Annotated in this window: 22 protein-coding genes; 7 read left to right on the forward strand and 15 right to left on the reverse strand. The window is 62.5% G+C overall.

What is annotated here, in order from left to right; all coding sequences use genetic code 11:
- From CXQ81_RS10160 to CXQ81_RS31030, 4 genes are all read right to left on the reverse strand, one after another.
- Positions 1-708, reverse strand: a complete 708-nt coding sequence (locus tag CXQ81_RS10160) for a transglutaminase-like cysteine peptidase (RefSeq protein ID WP_101337137.1) — start codon at positions 706-708, stop codon at positions 1-3.
- Between the two features lie 108 nt (positions 709-816).
- Complete coding sequence (locus CXQ81_RS10165) at positions 817-1,212, reverse strand: YbaN family protein (RefSeq protein ID WP_007929758.1); 396 nt, start codon at positions 1,210-1,212, stop codon at positions 817-819.
- A 10-nt stretch (positions 1,213-1,222) separates the two neighbouring features.
- Positions 1,223-1,810, reverse strand: coding sequence for a YecA family protein (locus CXQ81_RS10170; RefSeq protein WP_007929756.1), 588 nt, complete (start codon positions 1,808-1,810; stop codon positions 1,223-1,225).
- Between the two features lie 35 nt (positions 1,811-1,845).
- Positions 1,846-2,277, reverse strand: coding sequence for a hypothetical protein (locus CXQ81_RS31030; protein ID WP_157832242.1), 432 nt, complete (start codon positions 2,275-2,277; stop codon positions 1,846-1,848).
- Here CXQ81_RS31030 and recQ point away from each other — a divergent pair.
- The 3 genes from recQ to CXQ81_RS10185 all read left to right on the forward strand — a co-directional run bounded on the left by recQ (position 2,260) and on the right by CXQ81_RS10185 (position 6,310).
- Positions 2,260-4,386, forward strand: a complete 2,127-nt coding sequence (gene recQ, locus CXQ81_RS10175) for a DNA helicase RecQ (RefSeq protein WP_101337138.1) — start codon at positions 2,260-2,262, stop codon at positions 4,384-4,386. The genes CXQ81_RS31030 and recQ overlap by 18 nt on opposite strands.
- A gap of 124 nt (positions 4,387-4,510) precedes the next feature.
- Positions 4,511-4,945 carry a MarR family transcriptional regulator gene (locus CXQ81_RS10180; RefSeq protein WP_007929752.1) on the forward strand — a complete coding sequence of 145 codons (435 nt, stop codon included), beginning with the start codon at positions 4,511-4,513 and terminating at the stop codon, positions 4,943-4,945.
- Between the two features lie 129 nt (positions 4,946-5,074).
- Positions 5,075-6,310: a FimV family protein gene (locus tag CXQ81_RS10185; protein ID WP_101337139.1), complete on the forward strand. Its 1,236-nt coding sequence runs from the start codon at positions 5,075-5,077 to the stop codon at positions 6,308-6,310.
- Here the strand turns inward: CXQ81_RS10185 and CXQ81_RS10190 are convergent.
- Positions 6,283-8,472: a patatin-like phospholipase family protein gene (locus tag CXQ81_RS10190; protein ID WP_101337140.1), complete on the reverse strand. Its 2,190-nt coding sequence runs from the start codon at positions 8,470-8,472 to the stop codon at positions 6,283-6,285. The two genes, CXQ81_RS10185 and CXQ81_RS10190, sit on opposite strands and share 28 nt — an antisense overlap.
- 71 nt (positions 8,473-8,543) lie before the next feature.
- On the opposite strand from CXQ81_RS10190, the gene CXQ81_RS10195 reads away from it, so the two are divergent.
- Positions 8,544-8,831: a SelT/SelW/SelH family protein gene (locus CXQ81_RS10195; protein ID WP_007929749.1), complete on the forward strand. Its 288-nt coding sequence runs from the start codon at positions 8,544-8,546 to the stop codon at positions 8,829-8,831.
- On the opposite strand, the gene CXQ81_RS10200 is transcribed toward CXQ81_RS10195, so the two are convergent.
- Both CXQ81_RS10200 and CXQ81_RS10205 read right to left on the reverse strand, forming a co-directional pair.
- Positions 8,825-9,715, reverse strand: coding sequence for a DMT family transporter (locus tag CXQ81_RS10200; protein ID WP_007929748.1), 891 nt, complete (start codon positions 9,713-9,715; stop codon positions 8,825-8,827). The two genes, CXQ81_RS10195 and CXQ81_RS10200, sit on opposite strands and share 7 nt — an antisense overlap.
- 94 nt (positions 9,716-9,809) lie before the next feature.
- A complete protein-coding gene (locus tag CXQ81_RS10205; protein ID WP_053260082.1) occupies positions 9,810-10,568 on the reverse strand; it encodes an AraC family transcriptional regulator in 759 nt (252 codons plus the stop codon).
- Positions 10,569-10,700: 132 nt separating this feature from the next.
- On the opposite strand from CXQ81_RS10205, the gene CXQ81_RS10210 reads away from it, so the two are divergent.
- On the forward strand, positions 10,701-11,522 hold the full coding sequence (locus CXQ81_RS10210) for a UDP-2,3-diacylglucosamine diphosphatase (protein ID WP_101337141.1): 822 nt from the start codon (positions 10,701-10,703) through the stop codon (positions 11,520-11,522).
- Positions 11,523-11,591: 69 nt separating this feature from the next.
- Here CXQ81_RS10210 and CXQ81_RS10215 read toward each other — a convergent pair whose 3' ends face one another.
- The 3 genes from CXQ81_RS10215 to CXQ81_RS10225 all read right to left on the reverse strand — a co-directional run bounded on the left by CXQ81_RS10215 (position 11,592) and on the right by CXQ81_RS10225 (position 14,434).
- Positions 11,592-12,182, reverse strand: coding sequence for an HD domain-containing protein (locus CXQ81_RS10215; protein ID WP_101337142.1), 591 nt, complete (start codon positions 12,180-12,182; stop codon positions 11,592-11,594).
- A 98-nt stretch (positions 12,183-12,280) separates the two neighbouring features.
- A complete protein-coding gene (locus tag CXQ81_RS10220; RefSeq protein ID WP_101337143.1) occupies positions 12,281-12,592 on the reverse strand; it encodes a DUF962 domain-containing protein in 312 nt (103 codons plus the stop codon).
- A gap of 507 nt (positions 12,593-13,099) precedes the next feature.
- Positions 13,100-14,434 carry an O-antigen ligase gene (locus CXQ81_RS10225; protein WP_101337144.1) on the reverse strand — a complete coding sequence of 445 codons (1,335 nt, stop codon included), beginning with the start codon at positions 14,432-14,434 and terminating at the stop codon, positions 13,100-13,102.
- Positions 14,435-14,728: 294 nt separating this feature from the next.
- Here CXQ81_RS10225 and CXQ81_RS10230 point away from each other — a divergent pair, with 294 nt between their 5' ends.
- Positions 14,729-15,790, forward strand: a complete 1,062-nt coding sequence (locus CXQ81_RS10230; protein WP_101337145.1) for an AraC family transcriptional regulator — start codon at positions 14,729-14,731, stop codon at positions 15,788-15,790.
- Here CXQ81_RS10230 and CXQ81_RS10235 read toward each other — a convergent pair.
- Positions 15,747-17,201, reverse strand: coding sequence for a TrkH family potassium uptake protein (locus tag CXQ81_RS10235; protein WP_009042687.1), 1,455 nt, complete (start codon positions 17,199-17,201; stop codon positions 15,747-15,749). The genes CXQ81_RS10230 and CXQ81_RS10235 overlap by 44 nt on opposite strands.
- A 120-nt stretch (positions 17,202-17,321) precedes the next feature.
- Here CXQ81_RS10235 and CXQ81_RS10240 point away from each other — a divergent pair, with 120 nt between their 5' ends.
- A complete protein-coding gene (locus tag CXQ81_RS10240; RefSeq protein WP_007929740.1) occupies positions 17,322-17,888 on the forward strand; it encodes a nitroreductase family protein in 567 nt (188 codons plus the stop codon).
- A gap of 69 nt (positions 17,889-17,957) precedes the next feature.
- On the opposite strand, the gene CXQ81_RS10245 is transcribed toward CXQ81_RS10240, so the two are convergent.
- The 4 genes from CXQ81_RS10245 to CXQ81_RS10260 all read right to left on the reverse strand — a co-directional run bounded on the left by CXQ81_RS10245 (position 17,958) and on the right by CXQ81_RS10260 (position 21,153).
- Complete coding sequence (locus CXQ81_RS10245; protein WP_101337146.1) at positions 17,958-19,298, reverse strand: HAMP domain-containing sensor histidine kinase; 1,341 nt, start codon at positions 19,296-19,298, stop codon at positions 17,958-17,960.
- Positions 19,299-19,364: 66 nt separating this feature from the next.
- A complete protein-coding gene (locus CXQ81_RS10250; RefSeq protein ID WP_016702278.1) occupies positions 19,365-19,802 on the reverse strand; it encodes a Spy/CpxP family protein refolding chaperone in 438 nt (145 codons plus the stop codon).
- 255 nt (positions 19,803-20,057) lie between these two features.
- Positions 20,058-20,735, reverse strand: a complete 678-nt coding sequence (locus tag CXQ81_RS10255) for a response regulator transcription factor (protein WP_007930075.1) — start codon at positions 20,733-20,735, stop codon at positions 20,058-20,060.
- Between the two features lie 7 nt (positions 20,736-20,742).
- Positions 20,743-21,153 (reverse strand): translation initiation factor 2, encoded by a 411-nt coding sequence (locus CXQ81_RS10260; RefSeq protein WP_101337147.1) that lies wholly within the window; start codon positions 21,151-21,153, stop codon positions 20,743-20,745.
- Positions 21,154-21,204: the final 51 nt, after the last annotated feature.

Genomic DNA, 21,204 nt, shown 5'->3' on the forward strand with positions numbered 1-21,204 from the left:
TCAGCCATTACCCACCGTGAAGCCCTCGTCCCGCATCTTTTTCAGTACGTCCTGCCAGCGCGAGAGTTTTTTCGGGTCGATGCTGCGCGTGTCGCCAGCCACTCCGGGCAGGTACAGCCCCTCGGCATTGAAGGCGTATACCGGGTTCGGATCCTGGCGTTGGGCGGCGGAACGAATGTCGCTGCTGAGGTTGTCCAGTATCAGCGGTCCGGCGCCGGGGCTGGGGTAATAGGCCAGGACCATGTGCGGTCGGTTGCCGCGCCTGGCCTTGACGTAAGTGAGGCGCAGTTTGTCGCTGGAGACCCCCAGGCTGCGCAGGCTGAAATACTTGGCCAGTGCATAGTCCTCGCAATCCCCGGCGCCCTTGAGCAGGGCCTCGATCGGCGTGGCCCAATAGTCGCTCTGCTGCCAGGTGCGCTGGTCCTCCTTGAAGCTCAATTGCTGGTTGAAGAAGCGGTTGATGGCATTCAGTTGTTCGTATTCCGCTCGCCCGGTCAGGTCCCGCAATAACTGGTTCCAGGCCTCGAGACGTTCCCGGGCCGGGCCCAGGACCTGATGACGGTACTCGAAGGTGCTCAGGGCAGAAACGAATTCCCAGTTCGCCCGCACATTGCCCGGGTCGGTCCACAAACAGACCAGCAACAGCGACCAGCCGGCCAGCCGAAACCGGAGCAGTGTCCACTCGGGGCGACGCGAACGTGCGGGCATGGCGGGCTGCTCGAATGCAGGTTTCTGAAGTCTAGGCGGTATTTTTTGCGAGCATGGGCAACTGGTCGGGTTGCCACGAACGGAGGAAGGCGATGCGCAGGGCCGGGTTCAAGGCTTGTGCAGGGTCTTCTGGCGCAGGATGTAGATCGTCACCAGCACCGCGCTGGTCAGCATGAAGCCGCGGGCCCAGGGCAGGGGCACCAGGTAGCAGGACAGGCCGATGCTCAGCCACATCAGGCCGATGGCGTAGACCTTGCCCTTGAGCGGAATGCCGTGGCCGTCCAGGTAATCGCGGATCCACGGGCCGAGCCGCGGATGTTCCACCAGCCACCGATAGAAGCGCGGCGAACTGCGGGCAAAGCAGGCGGCGGCCAGCAGCAGGAAGGGCGTAGTGGGCAATACCGGGAGGAAAATGCCGGTCACCCCCAGCACTACGCTCAGCCAGCCGATGGCCAGCAGAACGTAACGCAGGATCAGGGGGCGGTTGCCTATGGGCTTGGCCATAGGCGGTGACTCAGTGGTGACGGGGCTTGAGAATGGCCGGTTTTTCGTCCGGCGCGTTGCACAGCAAGTACAGCGCGGTCAGGGCTTCCGGGATCTGCACGATCATGTCGTCCATCAGGTTGGCATCGCTGGCGATGTCGGAGAACTCGGGTTGTTCGTCGAACAGACCGGAGCCGACCATGATCGGCAGGAGCATCTCGCTGACTTCTTCCTCGGCGGTTTCGAACCAGGCTGCTTCGCGCAGGAACACACCTTCCATGAAACCGATGCACCAGCCGCGCAGGTCGGAGTCGTCCGGCTCGTCGCCGAGGTCGAGGTCGCACGGCAGCTCGAACTCTTCGTCGGAAGCCAGTTGGCGGGCGATGTGGGCCTTGAGGGCAATCAGGGTGGATTCGATCTCTTCGCGCTGGGCGGCGTCGCTGTAGTGCGGCTCCTCGGCGAACAGGGCGTCGATCCACTCACGATCGGGCACGCTTTCGGAACAGATGGACAGCGCAGTCAGGTAGCCGTGGGCGGCCACATAGTCCAGCGCCTCGTCATGCAGCTCATCGGCGTCGAGGAAGGCTTGCAGGCGGGTTAATTGCTCAGCGAAGGACATTGAAGGGCTACCTTGGGAATAAACGATGCTGAATTCTAGGCCTTCTTGAGCGCCCAGGCCAGCCGCAGCGCAGATTTGCACGCTTCCAGGGTTTGCAGGAAAAGTCGGCGAGCGAAGGTCGATAGAGCAAACAGGCGAGGAACGGCTGGGGTCGCATCCGACTTTAGGTTCCTAAATGAGCATTCCGAGCCTGTTTTTAACGCAGCATGGCCTGCGTAGCGCCGAAGGCGCCCAGCGCGCAGCCACTTTTCATGCTGAGCCTGAAGGTTACCGGCGGTCCATTGTCGGCACCCTTCGCCGGCAAGTGCTCGGGTATACTTGCGCGTTTTGTGATGCCCGGCAGGCGTCGTGACGGTCCAGGAAAAGTCCGCTAACGGATTTGTCAGTGAAAACCGTGGCCTTTTCGGCCAGCCTGCGCACAGGGATTTCAGCGATTTTTGGAGTTTTTCATGCTCGAACAGGCTCAACGCGTCCTCAAGGACATCTTCGGCTACGACAGTTTCCGTGGCCGCCAAGGTGCGATCATTGAGCGTGTGGCCAGTGGCGGCGACGCCCTGGTACTGATGCCTACCGGCGGCGGCAAGTCATTGTGCTTCCAGGTCCCGGCCCTGCTGCGCGAAGGCCTGGCGGTGGTGGTCTCGCCATTGATCGCGCTGATGGACGATCAGGTCGCGACCCTGGAGGAACTCGGGGTCGCCGCGGCGGCGCTGAACTCCACCCTGAGCGCCGAACAGCAGCGCGACCTGGCCGCGCGCATCCGGCGGGGCGAGGTGAAGATGCTGTACCTGGCGCCGGAGCGCCTGGTGCAGCCGCGGATGCTGGCGTTCCTGCAGAACCTCGACATCGCCCTGTTCGCCATCGACGAGGCGCATTGCGTGTCCCAATGGGGGCATGATTTCCGTCCGGAGTACCTGCAACTGGGCCAGCTGGCGGAAATGTTCCCCCAGGTGCCGCGCATCGCCCTGACCGCCACCGCCGACAAGCGCACCCGCGAGGAAATCGTCAATCGCCTGCACCTGCAGGATGCCGAGCGTTTCCTCTCCAGTTTCGACCGTCCGAACATCTTCTATCGCATCGTTCCCAAGGAGCAGCCGCGCAAGCAGCTGCTGGCGTTCCTCAGCGAACGACGCAGCGACGCCGGCATCGTCTATTGCCTGTCGCGCAAGAAGGTCGACGAGGTTGCTGCCTTCCTCTGCGAGCAGGGCTTTCCGGCGCTGCCGTATCACGCCGGGTTGCCCAGCGAGCTGCGGGCCTATCACCAGAAGCGTTTCCTCAACGAGGAAGGGCTGATCATGGTCGCGACCATCGCTTTCGGCATGGGCATCGACAAACCCAACGTGCGCTTCGTGGCGCACCTGGACCTGCCCAAGTCCCTTGAGGCCTATTACCAGGAAACCGGGCGTGCCGGGCGTGACGGCCTGCCTGCCGATGCCTGGATGGCCTACGGCCTGCAGGACGTGCTGATGCTCAAGCAGATGTTGCAGAATTCCGAGGGCGACGAACGCCACAAACGCCTGGAGCAGCACAAGCTCGATGCCATGCTGGCGCTGTGCGAGGAAACCCGCTGCCGGCGCCAGACCCTGCTGGCCTATTTCGACGAAGACATGCCACAGCCATGCGGCCATTGCGACAACTGCGTCGACGGCGTGCAGACCTGGGATGCCACCGAGCCGGCGCGCCAGGCGCTGTCGGCGATCTATCGCACTGGCCAGCGGTATGGTGTCGGCCACCTGGTGGACGTGCTGCTGGGCAAGGACACGGAAAAGGTCCGCAGCTTCGGCCATCAGCATCTTTCCGTGTTCGGCGTGGGCAAGGCGCGCAGCGAAGGCGAATGGCGCTCGCTGTTCCGCCAACTGGTGGCCCGCGGCCTGGCCGACATCGATCTGGAAGGCTACGGCGGCCTGCGTCTGAGCGACAGCTGCCGGCCGCTGCTCAAGGGCGAGGTGAGCCTGGAGCTGCGCCGCGACATAAAGCCGCAGATCGCCGCCAAGAGCAGCACCAGCCAGGCCAGCCAACTGGTACGTGGCGAAGAGCGCGAACAGTGGGAAGCCTTGCGCGCCTTGCGGCGCAAGCTGGCGGAAGAACATGGCGTGCCGCCCTATGTCATTTTCCCCGATTCCACCCTGCTGGAAATGCTCCGCAGCCAGCCCGGCTCCCTGGCGGAAATGGCCCGGGTCAGCGGTGTCGGCGCGCGCAAGCTGGAGCGTTATGGCGAGGCATTCCTCGAAGTGTTGGGCGGCCAGGTGGAGGCGCCGAAAGTGGTGGCCGACATCCGCCACGAGCTGATTACCCTGGCCCGCGCCGGCATGACGCCACTGCAGATCGCCGGGCAATTGCAGTGCTCGGAAAAGAACGTTTACACGATGCTCGCCGAAGCCGTGGGCAAGCAGCAGCTATCCCTGGAGCAGGCGCTGGATCTGCCGGAAGACCTGCTCGGCGAGATCCAGGACGCCTTTCTCGACGGCGAAGGCGAGCTGCCCTCGGTGAGCGAAGTGGCCGAGCTGTTTGCCGGTCGCGTGCCGGAAGGTGTGCTGTATTGCGTGCGTGCGGCGCTGGAATCGGAATTCGAGATGTGAGTCCCACGGCGGCAAGATGTAACGATTCAGTTCATGCCAAACCTTGCCACTCGGCAACTGTCATGCTTAGCTGACTAATAATTAGTTTTTCTTAATTTTCAGTCTACTAACTCATGAGTTGTTTATGCCGTTAACCGATCAACACCGTTTTGGCATGCAGTTGGCGCAGATGTCCCGAGGCTGGCGCGCCGAACTGGATCGCCGTCTGGCCGGACTTGGCCTGTCCCAGGCCCGCTGGCTGGTGCTGCTGCACCTCGCCCGTTTCGATGAAGCCCCGACCCAGCGTGAACTTGCCCAGAGTGTCGGCGTCGAAGGACCGACCCTGGCGCGGCTGCTCGACAGCCTGGAAACCCAGGGTTTGGTGCAACGGCAGTCGGTGGTCGAGGATCGCCGGGCGAAGAAGATCGTTCTGTGCGCCCCGGCGCTGCCCTTGATCGAACAGATCGAAACCATCGCCACAGCCCTGCGCAGTGAATTGTTCGTCGGTGTCGATGAAGAGGATATGCGGGTATGCATGCGGGTTCATGCGCACATCCTGGCCAATCTGGAAAAGTCTTGAGGCATAACTAGCGCCGCGGATTTTTGAGCTACCGACACCGGCGGACTATAAGAAATACCAGGTCCACAGCGGCATGCGCAGCCAGCGTATCGCCGCTGTGGTCGCTTTCGGTCCTCAAAAAGGGTGCTCATGTTCCAGAGTCTGCTGGCCGCTCTGCGCGGTTTCGTCGGGTCGTCCTGGGTGGCGAAGAATCGTTCCTTGTTCCTTCTGCCGGTGCTGGCGGCCTTGTATTCGTCCCCGGCCCCGGCGGTGGGCCTGGGTGAAATCACCGTGCATTCGGCGCTGAACCAGCCGCTGGAGGCGGAGATCGCCCTGGTGCAGGCGCAAGGCCTGGAGGAGGGCGAGTTGTCGGTCAGCCTGGCGACGGCCGGCGAGTTCAAGCAGGCCGGTATCGAGCGCTTGCCGTTTCTCGAAGATTTGCGTTTTACCCAGGTTCTGCAGGGCGAGCGCAGGGTGATCCGGGTAGTGTCGAGCAAGCCAGTGAACGAGCCGTTCCTGGATTTCCTGCTGCAGGTGAACCAGGCCAATGGCCGGCAGTTGCGCGAGTACACGCTGCTGATCGATCCCCAGGGAAGCCCCGAGATAGTGCCGGCCCCGGTCAGGGGGGTAGCAAAACCCGAACCGGCGATCGCCACCCAGGCGTCACCCGCGGCGGCCAAAGCGAGCGATCCCGCGGCCGGACAATTGGTGCAAGCCCTGCAGGCCAACCAGCAATTGCAGGACCAGGCCCAAGAGCTGCGCAACACATTGCAGCTGCGGGACGAACAACTGGCGCGCCAGCAGCAACAGCTGGTGGAGCTGCAACGTCAGTTGGCCGAAGCCCGGAGCAAGCCTGCCGATCATCCTGCCCCGGCGCCCGGGGCCGCGACACCCACCGCCGCCAGCCCATCCCAGCCAGCCGAACAGGCCCCGGAGACTGATGAAGGCTCGAATCCCTGGCTGATGCTTGCTGCCTTGCTGTTGACGGCCTGGCTGGTGGTGTTGGTCGTGCGTCGCCGTCGTCAGTCCGCCGCCGTACCGGAGGCACAGACGGCCCCCGAGAGTCGGCCCACACGAACGCTGGCCAGTGCTGTGACGACGGTGGCAGCCCAGGAGTCGTTCAGATCAACGCCCCCTGTTGCTCCGGTACAGCCCGTGGCAGGAGATCGGTTGGTTGATCGCGAGCCGTCGATCGATGTCGACTGGGACCTGATCGCACCTTCCGAGCCCTCCAGCGCTCCGGCGTCTCCTACCGCAGCACCGGCGCCATTCAATGCCGATTCGATCGTCTGGCGCCTGGAGGAGCCAGACGAACCGGGCGCCGGCAGCAAGGCCGAAGCCGAGTCGGACACCAAGCCTCAGAACGTCTGGCCCAAGTTGAGGTAGACCGCTTTCTGGTTGTCGTCGTTGATGCCGTAACTGAAATTCAGCGGCCCCAGCGGCGTGTCGAAACCAAGGAAGATGCTGGCGGCGTTGATGTAGCCACTGTCGAACTCGTTGTCGTTGTTCCAGGCCCGCCCTCGCTCCAGGGAACCGCCGATATACAGCGGGAAGTCCAGGGGCAGGTAGGAGCGGGGTGTCAGCCGCCGGTAGTAGACGCCCCGCATCAGGCTGACGTTCTGGCCCGAGAGCGCATCCTGGCGGAAGCCCGACAGCTGGCGGGCGCCGCCGAGCACGAAGCTTGAGGTCACCACTTCGGCCTCATCCAGGGTCCGGCCATACCGACCGCCGAGGATAAAGGTGTTCGGGCCGCTGCTCAGGGCCTTGTCCAGCTTGAACTCCCACTGCCGGTAGCGCTTGTCCGAGCCCAGGCTGGGTTCGAACTGGCGCAGCGACAGGCCGATGTCCTCGCCCTCATGGGGGAAGTAGACATTGTCCAGGGAGTCGAACGAGTAGCGCAGTTCGTAGTAGCCCTCGTTGAAGCTTTCGCTGGGCAGGTCCTGGTCGCCGACGCGGACATCGGCCTTGCCCCAGGCCTCGCCGACACCGAAGCGGATCTCGCCGCTGTTACCGATCTGGCGCCCGATATTGAGGCCGAAACCGTAGCGTTCCAGGCGGTATTCGGCGATCGGGTCGTTATCCAGCACGGCTTCGATGTTCTGTGACTCGATGCCGATGTAAGGCGCGATGAAGTAGCGCGAGCCGACATCCAGTGGTTGATAGAACTCGCTGTAGAGCTCCTGCTGATCACCGATCTGCACCCGGGTCAGCCATTCGGCGCCGAGGCTGTTGATGCCGTTGACCCGGTAGCTGGCGCCCAGGTTGAAAGCACTGTCGCCGCGCATGTCGTCGGACAGGTTCAGCCCCAGGCGCAGGTAGTCGGTGCCGCTGCGCTTGCCCCGGGCGTTGATCACCAGGGTATGGTCATTGCCTTTGTGGACCACGCGGTATTGCACCTGCTCGAAGTAGTCCAGGCCATACAGCGTGCCCATGTCGGTCTGCAGCCGGCCCAGGTCCAGAGGCTCGCCGATGTGCTGGCGGATGTAGTAGCGGATCACGTCGTCGCTGACCTTCGAATCGTTTTCCACCCGGATCGCGGTGATGATCGGGGTGCGCTGGCTGGGCGTGCGCGCGGCGCTGAGTTCGGCATCCATCGGTTCGGCCCGACGCAGCGGCGCCAGGCGGGTGTCGAGGATGCGGGTGGCGCGGTAGCCGGCGTCGATCATTTCCTGGGCGCGACCGAAGTCGGTGACCCCGAAGCTGGCCAGGGGCGGCTGGATCAGCACGTCATTCTTGTGCAGGGTCGCCAGTTGTTCCTCGGAGTTGCGCCGGGTCATCAGGGTGATCGACTGGTTCAGCACATCGACCACGGTCGCCAACTGCTGGCGCGAGCGCAATGGGGTGCCGATGTCGACCACGATGGCGATGTCCACGCCCATGTCGCGGGCCACATCCAGCGGAATGTTGTCGGTCATGCCACCGTCCACCAGCAGCCGGCCATCCATTTCCACCGGGGCGAACACCGCCGGGATCGACATGCTGGCGCGAATCACCCGGGGCAGGTGGCCCTTGCGGAACACTACTTTCTCGCCGCTGGCGATGTCGGTGGCGACCGCGCGGAAGGGGATCGGCAGCTTGTCGAAGTCCCGGGTATCGCTGGCGTGGGCCAGCATGCTTTCCAGCAGCAGCGCCAGGTTCTGGCCCTGGATGACCCCCAGCGGCAGGCCGAGGCTACCGTCGTCGCGGAAGCTGAGTTTCTGTTTTACCAGGAAGTCGCGGTCATCCTGCTTGCGACGAAACGGTATGTCTTCCCGGGGTGGCGCGTCGGACAGCGCCTGTTGCCAGTCGATGCTCAGGGCCAGTTTTTCCAGCTCGTCGATCTTATAGCCCGAGGCGTACAGCCCGCCGATCACCGCGCCCATGCTGGTGCCGGCAATTGCATCGATCTTCACGCCTTGCTCCTCCAGGGCCTTGAGCACGCCGATATGCGCCAGGCCACGGGCGGCGCCGCCGGACAACACCAGGCCGATCTTCGGCCGTGGCGCTTCGGCGGCGTGCAGGAACACGGGGAGCAAACACAGGAGCAGGCAGGACAGCAAACGACGCATCATGGATCTCGGGGCGAGCGATAAAGGCGGCTATTATAACGACGCCCTTGAGCCCAGGAGTCGGCAGCACCATGTCAGAACGTAAACCCGAAGTGGTCATCACCTATTGCACCCAGTGCCAGTGGCTGCTGCGCGCCGCCTGGCTGGCCCAGGAACTGCTGAGCACCTTCAGCGACGACCTGGGCAAGGTGTCCCTGGAGCCGGCCACCGGCGGCACGTTCCGCATTACCTGCGACGGCGTACAGATCTGGGAACGCAAGGCCGATGGCGGTTTTCCCGAAGCCAAGGTACTCAAGCAGCGGGTGCGCGACCAGATCGATCCGCAGCGCGACCTCGGCCACAACGACCGCACTCAGTGAGACGCGACTTCTGCCACTGGCGCTTTTTTGCTTGAGCCGGACAGGCTGCTGGAGACCACGATGGCGAGGATGATCAAGACGCCGCCGATCAGCATGCGCAGCGTCGGCGTCTCGTTGAACAGCAGCCAGGCCACGGTAATCCCGTAGACCGGCTCCAGGGCGAACACCACCGCCGCAGTACGGGCCTTGATCACCGCGAGGCTGGCGACGAACAGGCTGTGGGCCAGGCCGGTGCAGAAGATGCCGAGCAGGCTGATCCACAACCAGTCGAGGGCCCGGACCTCGCTCAGCCCTGGGGCCGCCACCGGCAGCAAGCACAAGGCAACCACCACGTTCTGGCATAGTGCCGCCTGCACCGCCGGGATGCGCGCGGAACTGGCGCGATTGTTCAGTGACAGCAGGGCGAACAGCAGACCTGATCCCACGGCCCAGAGCAGCCCGCTGGTGGCTTCGCTGGCGAGGTCGAAGTCCGGCGTGACCAGCACCAGGCCGACGCTGACCAGGGCCACCAGGACGATCTCGTTGAGGCGGATCCGCTCACGAAAGATCAGCCCCTCGAGGATCACCGTGAAGGCCGGGAAGCTGGCGAAGCCCAGGGTGGCGATGGCCACGCCGGCGACTTTCACCGCGATGAAGAAACTCACCCAGTGCCCGGCCAGCAGCAGGCCGCTGAGCAGCAGGCGCCACCAGTCCGTGGCCTGCAACCGTTGCCAGCGGATGCTGCTGGCGCAGCGGGCGAAGAACGCCAGGGCGAGCACCGCGAACGCCGCGCGACCAAAGACGATGATGGCCGGCGAAGCGGCGGCGAGTTTGCCGAATACACCGGTGAGGCCGAACATCAATGCGCCGATATGCAGGGCGCCAAGGGCAGTACGCGGAGTCATTTCAATCCTTCAAAACGGTTGAGCGGAGCGGTGCCAGTCTAAAAGCCTGGGCAGGACCCGGTCTGTCGCGATCCTCGCGTTTTTTGTCGACAGCCTAGCGCTGGCCCGTCGCGCGCCGCAGCTTGCCGGGGGAGACGCCGAACTCGCGCAGCACCGCGGCGGCGAAGGCGCTCTGGGAGCTGTAGCCGACGCGGCTGGCGATTTCGCCGATGGGCAGTGCCGAATCGCGCAACAGCCCGGCGGCCATGTGCAGGCGCCGGCTGCGGATGTAGTCCATCGGCGTCTGCCCGCATTCGGCGACAAACCGCGCATGCAGGCGAGCGCTGGACAGTCCGGCGATTTGCGCCAGGTCGGCTACTTGCAGCGGATGGGCGGCGTGTTTATCGATATGGGCATTCAAGGCCGCATAGGGCAGGCGTCGGCCGCCGACGCTGGCGGGGCTGGCCTGGTTGAGGCTGGCCAGCAACAGCACGGCGCCTTGCTGGGCAATCAGCGGGTCGTTGACCGGGCTGCCGGCGAGCCAGTTGACCAGCTGGCTCTGCGCCGTATCCAGGGGCAGGCGCCCAGGGTTGTCGAGTAGGCGGCGACTGGCATCGGCGTGATCGCCCAGCGATTGCAGCAGCCAATGTTCGTCGGGTACGTCGAGCACCAGGCAGCGACTGCCGTTGGGGCTGCCGCAGGCATGATGGGCGCCGGAAGGCACCACCACGAAGCTCTGCTGGACCACCTGGCTGCCCTGGCCGTCGACCTCGAAGTCGAGCTGGCCCGACAGGCCGAACACCAGTTGCGCGTGTTCGTGGCTGTGGACGATCAGGTCGTGGCTGTATTGGCGTAGCGTGAGGATCGGTCTCATCGCAGTCTCCTTGGCAGAACGGCAGTCTACACCGGCGGCCCGGGCTTCAGCGTTGTCATCGGACTGCCGTATTTCTGTCACAGGCGATTAATCGCTGGGGCGCAAGCTCGCAGAAAATGCAGGAGCGTGCCCATGACCAGTGCCGAACTCGCCAGACCCAGCCGTAAACAACGCGTGCGCACCCTGTGGATTTCCGATGTGCATCTGGGCACCCGGGACTGCCAGGCGGAGCATCTGTCGCAGTTCCTCAAGGGCTATCACGCCGACCGGATCTACCTGGTCGGCGACATCATCGACGGTTGGAAGCTGCGCGGCGGCATGTACTGGCCCCAGGCACACACCAACGTCATCCGCCGCCTGCTGACCATGAGCAAGCGCGGCACCGAGGTGATCTATGTCACCGGCAACCACGACGAATTCCTGCGCCGTTATTCGAAGCTGATCCTGGGCAATATCCAGTTGGTGGACGAGGCGGTGCACGTCACCGCCGACGGCCGGCACCTGCTGGTGATCCATGGCGACCAGTTCGATGTCATCACCCGCTACCATCGCTGGCTGGCCTTTCTCGGCGACTCGGCCTACGAGTTCACCCTGACCCTCAATCGCTGGCTGAATCACTGGCGGGCGCGCTACGGCTACGGTTACTGGTCGTTGTCGGCCTACCTCAAGCACAAGGTCAAGACCGCGGTCAGCTTTATCAGCGACTTCGAGGAAGCCATCGCTCACGAATGCGTGAAGCGTGAGTTGCACGGCGTGGTGTGCGGGCACATTCACCATGCCGAGATCCGCAAGGTCGGCGAGGTGGACTACCTCAACTGCGGGGATTGGGTCGAGTCGTGCACCGCCCTGATCGAGCACTGGGACGGCACCATCGAACTGTATCGCCTGGCCGACGCCCAGGCGCGGGAGGCGCAGCGCAAGGCCGAACAGGCCAAGGTCGCGGAGCTGGCCTGAATAGTATCGCGAGCAAGCTCGCTCCTACCTGTAGGAGCGAGCTTGCTCGCGATGGCCGCTCAGCTGTCCTCAGGCCGGTGCGTGTTCCTTTATGGCCGCCTTGTAGATCGAGTTTTTCGGCTGGGCGAACAGGCGTTCGAGCATGGGTTCGAAAAAGCTCAGGGGCAGGCTGTCGTAGCCTGGATCGAACGCCGCGGCGTCGTACTTGGCACAGAACTCGGCGGTCTGCAGATACAGCGGGTGGTCCTTGAATTGTTCGCGCAGGTGCCGGTCCATGCCCAGGTGATGGAAGAAGTAGTAGCCCTGGAAGATCCCGTGCTTCTCCACCATCCACAGGTTCTCGGGGCTGACGAAGGGCTTGAGGATCGCCGCGGCGATGTCCGGGTGATTGTAGGAACCCAGGGTGTCGCCGATGTCGTGGAGCAGGGCGCAGACCACGTATTCCTCGTCGCGGCCGTCATGCCAGGCCCGGCTGGCGGTTTGCAGCGAGTGGCTCAGGCGGTCCACCGGGAAGCCGCCAAAATCGCCCTCGAGCAACTTCAGGTGCGCCACGATGCGCGCCGGCAACTGCTTGGCATAGGCCCTGAAATCCGCGGCGATGATCGCCCAGTCTTCCTGGGTGCCATCCTTCATGTGGGTGAAACGGGCGTGAGCGTTCATCGGCCATCCTCTTGTTGTTTTTTGCGCAACGATGGGAGTCTATGCCCTGGATCCAATCCTGCACTGGCTGTGCAGGACGGCTTGCTGTCCGGCCAGGCCTAGAACGGCACCTTGCCGGTCAGCATGTCGCGGTACATGACGAAATCGCCCACAAGGCTGTAGAACGGATGCTGGAAGGTGGCCGGGCGGTTCTTCTCGAAGAAGAAATGACCGACCCAGGCGAAGCTGTAGCCGGCCACCGGCAGGGCCAGCAGCAATAGCCAGGCGCCTTTGCCGATGGCGAAGGCGAGGATGAAGATCACCAGGGTCGTGCCCACGAAGTGCAGGCGGCGGCAGGTGCTGTTGCTGTGTTCGCTCAGGTAATACGGATAGAACTCGGCGAAGCTATTGAACTGCTTGATGTTATCCACGACTGCGATCTCTGTGGTTGTTGTTCTGCCAGCGGGACGCTCTGCGGGGAGCTTATTTGAGTCTAGAGTCATCAATGGCTGGGGCCAGTGACAATAGGCGCCACTTTAGTATCCTTGGAATGAAACTCGGGAAATAAGGTTTAGAGGCTATATGGCCATAGTCCTTTTGTCTTTGAGAAATGCTTCCGCACCTAATCTGCCTTTGTCTCAGGTGAAGATATCCAGCAGCGATACATTCTTGTGATTGTTGTTCAGTCCTTATGAGCTGTTACGCAACTTGCAGCGGATGTTCCTCCAACCGACGCCGCAGCCTTGAAGCGCAGGCACGGCAAGCCCGGTTCGAGTAACGTGCCGGGTTTCTTCTGAGTTCTCCAGCAAGGGGAGGGCCGCTCTGGCGGCTGGATGGTGGAGGCTTGCGTTGGGCCAGTGAGCTATTGGGACAGCCGGGGCAGGCGGTTCGTAGTGACCTTGGCTAGCTGTAGCGCACAAGGGGGGCTGCCAGCCACCTTATGTCGGTAGCTTGGCATCAACCGGCTGGGCCGGTTTGTTATCTGGAGTCTCATTGGTATCCAGATAGCTCAATTCGAGCCCTCGCCTGTAGTAACCAATGAGGAAAAGCAGTAATGGTCCAGTGGATGGTGAGGACAAGCCATCCTGGAACACATTGAATACAGTGAAAAATGGAACGATAAGAATAGCTGTCGCGATATATAGATTGCGTTGGTACTTGGTTTTTTGTGGGTTTCTAAAGAATGGGCGGGTAATATTCCAAAGGAAGGCGAAGTAGAAGATCCCCGCGAGAGCCCCCATTTTCCACAGTGCGCCCAGGTACTGATTGTGAGGGGTGTACCCGGAAGTACTGACATCATTTTCAAAGTAACCCAGTCCAGAGTCGAAAATGCCATAGCCGCTGAACCCGGTGCCGAATATTGGGCTTTTTAACAAATCTTCGACAAGGATTACATATAGACCCAGTCTTCCAGAGGATACGGCGTCCCAGTTTCCATCGGAGATGTTCTCGGCCATTATTCGAGCCTTCGCAAACAGTTCGACGAAATATTGTGAGAAGAAGGTTATTACGACTAGTGTCACCAGTATCGCGAAAACCCCGGAAAGGTTCGCCCAAAATAGTCTGTTAGTTGTCATTTTTCCCATGAGCAAATAACAAATACCGCTGATCAGCACGCCAAAGGCGGCTTGTCTTGAGCCACTGCCAAGAACCAGAATCAAGCAACATAGCATGCCGATGCATGCAATGATTTTTACATTTTTTACGGGTTTCATAACGACGCCGAGCGCTAGCAACGTCATAAATGCAAAAGAAAAGAATACGGCAATTCCATTGATGCCATTACTGCCGTGGAATTTCAAACCAAAGAAAGTAGGATCGAATATACCGCCCAGAATCCACTCTCCAGGTATCCTTTCGAATTCTGCAATTGCAGCTACATGATGTTTGACGAATATGGCGTCGACAGTGGCTGCAAAGGCTGTGATAGAAAGAAGCAAGATGATTGTCTTGTTGAACTTTTCTGGCTGAAAGTTTCGTACTCCAAGGCTTTGTCCTAGCAGGTAGATTAAATATGGTTTGAAGAAAAAAGCCATGGAAAGTAATGCGCGACCGATATTGCCAGGCATGTATATCGATTGGACGAAGATTAGTGAGGTGAGTGACAGGAAAATACTAAGAAGAAGCCAGCGGTTTATTTTAGGGTGGATTGTTAATACATAGAACAGCGCAAATAGGCACAGTACATCAGCCGGGGCAATCTCGACACCCAAAGCTGGAACAAAGATTCGCAAAGGAATGCACAGTAGAAGAGCGGAAAAAAACAGGAGCATTTGCTGCGGTCCTTTGCACGGAACGGTATATAAATTGGCATGCACATTACATGATGCTCATGCGGATTGCCATTGGCGATAGGATTCTATTCAGCCTATTGGACAGCACGAGATGGAAGGGCGCAATGCCATTATATTGGCATTGCGGAGTCCCATAGCTTCTATCGATCCCTAACTGGCTAAGATGAACTGCCTGGAACCCTTGTAAATAAAGCGATGTAAATTACGCTCTATGGGTTGGTATCCTTGGGAAATCGGCCGTGGCATGCGGCTCATCATGTAAAAGAACCCACCATGAGCGAACGAACGACTTCTGCAAGCTGGGCGATGGGAATTGTCAAAGCTCTGGAGATGGACGGCCTGGATTGCCGTGCATTGTTCAAGCAGATCGGGCTCGACTATGCCGCGCTGGACGACCCGGACGCACGCTTCCCCCAGGACTCGATGACGCGTCTCTGGCAGCGTGCGGTGGAGCAGTCCGGCAACCCGGCGATCGGCCTGAACATGGGCAAGGTGGTGCGACCGGCCTCCTTCAACGTGGCCGGGTATGCCCTGATGTCCAGTCGTACCCTGGTCGAGGGTTTCCAGCGTTTGGTGCGCTATCAGCGGATCATCGCGGAAAGCGCTGACCTGAGTTTCCGGCTTTTACCTGAAGGTTATGCGCTGATTCTGACGGTGCACGGCGATCATCTGCCGCCGACCCGGCAAAGTGCCGAAGCCTCGCTGGCCTGCGCGCTGGCGCTGTGTGGCTGGCTGACCGGGCGTACGCTGCAGCCGCGCCAGGTCCTGATGCAGGGGGCGGTACCGGTCGATCTGGAGCCCTACAAGCAGGCGTTTCATGCGCCGCTGGTGTTCAACGCGCCTTACGATGCGTTGATTTTCGAGCGGGCCGATATGGAAGCGCCGTTGCCGACCGCCAATGAGGCCATGGCGCGGCTGCATGACCGCTTTGCCGGTGAGTACCTGGCGCGGTTCTCCGAAAGCCGGGTGACACACAAGGCCCGCCAGGCGTTGTGCCGGTTGCTGCCCCAGGGTGAGCCGAAGCGCGAAACCGTGGCCCAGACCCTGCACCTGTCCCAGCGCACCCTGCAACGGCGTCTGCAGGAGGAGGGCACCAGTTTCCAGACCCTGCTCGACGACACCCGTCGTGAGCTGGCCGAGCAGTACCTGGCGCAGCCGAGCATGACCCTGCTGGAGATTGCCTATCTGTTGGGGTTTGCCGATCCGAGCAACTTTTTCCGCGCTTTTCGCCGCTGGTTCGATGCCACGCCCGGCGAATACCGGGCGCGATTGCAGGAATCCGGGGCCGCTGTCAGTGACGCCAGAATGCCGGAATACACAGTACGAATACGGTGATGATCTCCAACCGGCCGAGCAGCATGCCCAGGGACAGAATCCACTTGGCGGCGTCCGGCAGGGTGGCGAAGTTGCCGGCCGGACCGATGGTTTCGCCCAGGCCCGGGCCGACCCCCGACACCGTACTGGCCGCGCCGGTCAGGGCGGTCATCCAGTCCACACCCAGCAGCGACAGCGCCAGGGCGATCACGCAGATGGTGATGGCGAAGAAGAACGAGAAGGTCAGGATCGAACGGACGATTTCCTCGTCGAGGCGGTGACCGTTGTATTTCTGCTTGATCACCGCGCGCGGGTGGATCAGCTGGTTCAAGTTGGCCTTGAGCAGGATGTAGGCGACCTGGAAGCGGAAGATCTTGATCCCGCCGGCGGTCGAGCCGGAACAGCCGCCGACGAAGCCCAGGTAAAAGAACAGCATCAGCGAGAAGTTGCCCCACAGGCTGTAGTCGCCCAAGGCGAAACCGGTGGTGGTGACCACCGAGGTGACGTTCAGCGCGACGTGACGCAGGGCCTCCAGCCAATGCAACTGGGTGGTCCACCAGTACCAGGTGCCGAGCACCAGCCAGGTCACCAGCAGCATGCCGAGCAGGCCCTGGACCTGCTGGTCCTTGATCAGCGCCCGGCGGTTGCCGCGCAGGGTGGCGACGTACAGGGTGAACGGCAGGCTGCCGAGGATCATCACCACCACTGCCACCCAGTGCACCGCCGGTTGCGGCCAGTGCGCCAGCGAGCTGTCGGAGGTGGAGAAGCCGCCGGTGGAAATCGCCGACATCGCGTGGTTGATCGCGTCGAACAGGCTCATCCCGGCCCACCAGAAGGCCAGGCTGCCGAGAATGGTGATGCCGACATACGCCGCCACGATCAGCCGCGCCACCATGTGCGAACGCGGCATGACCTTTTCCGAGCGGTCCGAAGATTCGGTCTGGAACAGGCGCATGCCACCGATGCGCAGCAGCGGCAGGATCGCCACCGCCATGCCGATGAAGCCGATGCCGCCGAGCCAGTGCAGCAGGGAGCGCCACATCAGGATGCCCGGCGACATGTTGTCCAGGCCGCTGAGCACGGTGGCGCCGGTGGCGGTGATGCCGGACATGCTTTCAAAGAACGAGTCGGTGTAGCTGATGTGCTGGGTCAGCAAAAACGGCAGGGCGGCGAAGATGCACACCACCAGCCAGCTGGACACCGTCAGCAGGTACATGTCCCGCGGACGCAGGTGCACATGTTCCGGACGCCCCGGTATCACCAGGGCCAGGCCGGCGACGAAAGTGATCATGCTGGCCCAGAGGAACGACGGCAGGTCGCCGGTGCGTTCGAACAACACCAGGGTCGCCATCGGAATGACCATGGCGATGGCCAGGGTGATCAGGAAAATGCCGATGATGAAACCAATGATCCGTAGGGTCGGCAACGCCATGAGGTCCGCTCGGGGCTGATAAGGAGGGCGCCATTCTACCTGCGGCGCAGAGCATGTAAACCGGCACCCGGAAGGCACTTCCCGGTAGAATGGCCGGACATTTTTTTCAGGAGGTGGCCGATGGAGGCTCTCGACGCATTGCTCAACCGTGTTTCCGTACCGCGTCTGGTGGACCCGGCGCCGACGGCGGCGCAACGCGAAGCGCTGTTCGCGGCGGCATTGCGCGCCCCGGATCATGGCCAGTTGCGGCCGTGGCGCTTTCTGACGGTGGAAGGCGCGGCCCGCGAGCAGTTGGGCGAGCTGCTGGTGGAGGCGGTGCAATTGCAGGGGGGCGAAGTGACCCAGGCGGCCCTGGACAAGGCCCGTGCCATGCCATTGCGCGCGCCGTTGGTGGTGGTTGTGGTGGCTCGCCTGCAGGAGCACGTCAAGGTGCCGAAGTCGGAGCAACGGTTGGCGGCCGGCTGTGCCGCCCACGGCATCCTGCTGGCGGCCTATGCCCAGGGTATCGGTGCGGTATGGCGTACCGGCGAGCTGTCCTATTCACCCCATGTCGCCAAGGGCCTTGGCCTGGGCGAAGGTGAAGAGATCATCGCCTTCCTGTATCTGGGCACACCACTGAACGAGCCACGGGTCGCGCCCAAGGTGGATACGGCGGAGTTCGTCAGCGCCTGGTCGGGCAAGGCCTGATCCTAGAGTCGCGGTGTAGCGGATAGCCAATCGCGGGCAAGCCTCGCTCCGACTTGCCCGCGATGCTTTTCAGGCCTGAGCGCTAACGCCTGGCACCAACGGCAACGCCAGGCTGGCGATAAAACCACCCTGCGGATGATTGTCCAGGGTCAGGCTGCCGCCATGGCGTTCCGCGGCACGTCGGGCGATGGCCAGGCCCAGCCCGTGACCCGGCGCGGTCTGGCCCGGGGCGCGGTAGAAGGGTTCCCCCAGCTGGCGCAAATGTTCGGCCTCCACACCGGGGCCGTGATCGCGGACGCTGAGCACGATCCTGTCCCCCTGACGCAATGCCTGTACTTCGATCGGCTGTCCGGCCGGGTTGAAGCGCTGGGCATTGCGCAGCAGATTGTCCACCGCCCGCTCGATCATGGTCGGCCAGCCCTTGAGGCTGAGTTGCGATTCGGCCTGGATGTTCACCGGCTGTTCCGGGCAGGCCAGTTGGGCATCCTTCTGCAGGTTATCGAGCAGGGCGTTGAGGTCCACCTCTTCGGCGCTGGCGTTGTCGGCATCGACCCGGGCCAGCACCAGGATTTCGCTGATCAGCGCTTCCAGGCGATCGCACTCGCGGGTCAGGCGCGGCCACAGGCGCTCGCGCTCCTCGACTGTGGCGCGCTCGGCCAGTGCCAGGGCGATGCGCAGGCGCGCCAGCGGCGAGCGCAGCTCGTGGGAGACGTCGCGCAGCAGTTGGCGCTGGCTGCCGATCAGGCTTTGCAGGCGCGAGCCCATGCGGTTGAAGTCCTTGGCCAGCACGCCGAACTCGTCGCGGCGGGCGGCCAGGCGGGCCAGGCTGTTCTGTTGGTAGGTGGCCTGTCCCAGGTCATGCACCGCACCGCGTAAACGGCTGAGGGGGCGGGTGATGGACAGGGTCACCAGCAGGCTGAACAGGGTCAGCACCACCAGCGCGATGGTCAGGGCACTCAGCGGCCACAGCAGGCTGTCGCGGTGCCAGGCGTCCAGTTCCGGATGGGGGATGCGGTAGATCAGCAGGTAGGTCTCGCCGGTTTTCGGGCTGGTGTATTCGGCGGTCAGGCGCCGCCAGGGCAGGCGCCGGTCATCGTTGTTCTGCCGGGCCTCCAAGGCGGCCGCGCGGCGCGGGAAGGTGCCACGGACCACCGGGTCGCCGGCGTCGTTGAGCACTTGCACGTTGACGTGATACTGGTGCTTGCGTTGCTCCAGGATCTCCTGGGCGGCGTCTTCGCCTTGTTCTTCGTAGGTGCGCGTCCACTCTTCGGCCAGGGTATTGAGGCCCGGATGGCGACTGAGGATCCAGGCATCCTGGTTCAGCATGTGGCCAAGCAGAATCGACAGCCCTGCAACCAGAGTGATGGCCAGCCAGAAGCTGGCGAGGATGCGCCAGAACAATGAACGCACGGGAAGTCCTCAAACAAGGAAAACCCAGTGGGAGCGCCACTGGGCTGTGGAATAAGCGCTAAAGCATTATTGCGCTTTTTGCGGCTGTTGCGCTTTCCAGGCCTTGAACTCGGCCCATTCGGCGCGGCGCTCGGCGTGTTTCTTCTGGATGGCGTCAAACTCTTTCTGCTGTTCCGGCTTGAGCAGGGCGCGGATGTCGGCTTCGGTTTTCTGGCGCTTGGCGGCGATCTCGTCCTTCATGGCTTTCTGGTCGGCCGGCGACAGTTTTTCCAGGTACTTCTGCACCAGCTGCTTGCGCTCGTGCATCTGCTCACCCATCAGCTTGCGGATCTGCTGGCGCTGCTCGTGGCTCAGGTCCAGCTGGCTGTAAGGGCCTTTGCCCCGCATGTGTTCGCTGTGGCGCGGGCCATCCATCGGCCCCATGGGGCCTGCGCCTTCCGGCATGGCCATGGCCACGGTCGGCAGGGCGGCGGCGAACATCAGAGCGATCAGGGTCTTGCGCATGGTGTATCTCCTTGTCTCATTCCCGGTCAGTTCCGGATGTGTGCAGATTACGCAGAGCAAGGTCAGCGGCGGTCAGCGAAGGGTAAAGCTTGGGTAAAGACGTTTTTTGGCGAAACTGACATAACCCCTGTAGCCGCTGCCGAGCCCGCGAGGCTGCGAACGACCGGTACGCTCGCGGGGATCTTGCGAATGCAGGACGGCGGCGCCCTATCGCAGCCTGCGGCAGCGGCTGCAGGACCAGGGATCTGTTCAGAGTCAGAGGCTGTAGTAGTAGCCGCGGCTGCGCAGGGCGACGATGCGCGGGCGGCCGTCGGGGTGCGGGCCGATCTTCTTGCGCAGGTTGCTGACGTGCATGTCAAGGCTGCGGTCGTACAGGGTCAGCTTGCGGCCCAGGGCGATCTGCGCCAGTTCCTGCTTGTCCAGCGGTTCGCCCGGTTGCTTGAGCAAGGCTTCCAGCAGGCGGCTTTCGGAAACGGTGAGGGTGATGTCCTGTTCGTCGATGCTGACCACGCCGCGTACCGGGCTGAAACACAGGTCGCCCAGCTCCATCTGGCTGGACACCGCGGTCGGGTGGCTGCGGCGCAGCACAGCGCGCAGGCGGGCGGTCAGTTCACGCGGGTCGCAGGGTTTGGCCAGGTAGTCGTCGGCGCCCAGCTCCAGGCCGAGGATGCGGTCCAGGGGCTCGCCGCGGGCCGAGAGCATCAGCACCGGCAAGTCCGGGTGGTCGCTGCGCAGTTGCTTGAGCAGTTCCAGGCCGCTGCCGTCGGGCAGCATCACGTCCAGCACCACCGCCGCCGGGGCGTGATCGGCCAGGGCGCGACGGGCGCTCAGGCCATCGTGGCAGGCCCGTACCTGAAAACCCTCCTGGCCCAGCCAGCTGGTCAGGAGCTCGCAGAGCTCCTGGTCATCGTCAATCAGTAACAGGTCGCTCATGAATCACTCAATTTAGCCATTGTCGACGCTTTCTATGTCCACCACTGGCGAAGATACCGCAGAGCAGGGCCAATAGCGCTACCCCGGCGCCGGTGACGAACCACTGTTGCTGCTCGGTCAGCAGGCGCGGCACGGAACTGGCCTGGACTTCGCGCAGTTGCAGCTTGAGGCGCTGATTCTCCTGGCGCAGGCGGCTCAGCTGGGCGCTTTCGCGCTCGCTGTCGGCACCCTGCAATTGCCGGGTCAGCTCTTCACGCTGGCGCTCGCTGTCTTTGAGGCGCTGCTGCAATTCGTTGATCTGGCTGCCGGCACTCAGGGACAAAGGCGTCGAATGCCCAGGGTCCGTGGTTTCTTCGGCGGAGGCGCTCGCCCCGATCGTTAACATGACCAACAACAGGCACAACAGACCTTGGCGCATCGCAACTCCTGATTCCAATCGAGTGTTGGGCAGGTTGTCGGCAGTCAAACG

Origin of the sequence: Pseudomonas sp. 09C 129, assembly GCF_002843625.1 — a bacterium.
GTDB lineage: Bacteria > Pseudomonadota > Gammaproteobacteria > Pseudomonadales > Pseudomonadaceae > Aquipseudomonas > Aquipseudomonas chlororaphis.

Bases quoted from the DNA above. Each gene is read 5' to 3' on its own strand.
- CXQ81_RS10160 (WP_101337137.1), bottom strand. From the start codon at position 708: ATGCCCGCACGTTCGCGTCGCCCCGAGTGGACACTGCTCCGGTTTCGG.
- CXQ81_RS10165 (WP_007929758.1), bottom strand. From the start codon at position 1,212: ATGGCCAAGCCCATAGGCAACCGCCCCCTGATCCTGCGTTACGTTCTG.
- CXQ81_RS10170 (WP_007929756.1), bottom strand. From the start codon at position 1,810: ATGTCCTTCGCTGAGCAATTAACCCGCCTGCAAGCCTTCCTCGACGCC.
- recQ (WP_101337138.1), top strand. From the start codon at position 2,260: ATGCTCGAACAGGCTCAACGCGTCCTCAAGGACATCTTCGGCTACGAC.
- CXQ81_RS10180 (WP_007929752.1), top strand. From the start codon at position 4,511: ATGCCGTTAACCGATCAACACCGTTTTGGCATGCAGTTGGCGCAGATG.
- CXQ81_RS10185 (WP_101337139.1), top strand. From the start codon at position 5,075: ATGTTCCAGAGTCTGCTGGCCGCTCTGCGCGGTTTCGTCGGGTCGTCC.
- CXQ81_RS10190 (WP_101337140.1), bottom strand. From the start codon at position 8,472: ATGCGTCGTTTGCTGTCCTGCCTGCTCCTGTGTTTGCTCCCCGTGTTC.
- CXQ81_RS10195 (WP_007929749.1), top strand. From the start codon at position 8,544: ATGTCAGAACGTAAACCCGAAGTGGTCATCACCTATTGCACCCAGTGC.
- CXQ81_RS10200 (WP_007929748.1), bottom strand. From the start codon at position 9,715: ATGACTCCGCGTACTGCCCTTGGCGCCCTGCATATCGGCGCATTGATG.
- CXQ81_RS10205 (WP_053260082.1), bottom strand. From the start codon at position 10,568: ATGAGACCGATCCTCACGCTACGCCAATACAGCCACGACCTGATCGTC.
- CXQ81_RS10210 (WP_101337141.1), top strand. From the start codon at position 10,701: ATGACCAGTGCCGAACTCGCCAGACCCAGCCGTAAACAACGCGTGCGC.
- CXQ81_RS10215 (WP_101337142.1), bottom strand. From the start codon at position 12,182: ATGAACGCTCACGCCCGTTTCACCCACATGAAGGATGGCACCCAGGAA.
- CXQ81_RS10225 (WP_101337144.1), bottom strand. From the start codon at position 14,434: ATGCTCCTGTTTTTTTCCGCTCTTCTACTGTGCATTCCTTTGCGAATC.
- CXQ81_RS10230 (WP_101337145.1), top strand. From the start codon at position 14,729: ATGAGCGAACGAACGACTTCTGCAAGCTGGGCGATGGGAATTGTCAAA.
- CXQ81_RS10235 (WP_009042687.1), bottom strand. From the start codon at position 17,201: ATGGCGTTGCCGACCCTACGGATCATTGGTTTCATCATCGGCATTTTC.
- CXQ81_RS10240 (WP_007929740.1), top strand. From the start codon at position 17,322: ATGGAGGCTCTCGACGCATTGCTCAACCGTGTTTCCGTACCGCGTCTG.
- CXQ81_RS10250 (WP_016702278.1), bottom strand. From the start codon at position 19,802: ATGCGCAAGACCCTGATCGCTCTGATGTTCGCCGCCGCCCTGCCGACC.
- CXQ81_RS10255 (WP_007930075.1), bottom strand. From the start codon at position 20,735: ATGAGCGACCTGTTACTGATTGACGATGACCAGGAGCTCTGCGAGCTC.
- CXQ81_RS10260 (WP_101337147.1), bottom strand. From the start codon at position 21,153: ATGCGCCAAGGTCTGTTGTGCCTGTTGTTGGTCATGTTAACGATCGGG.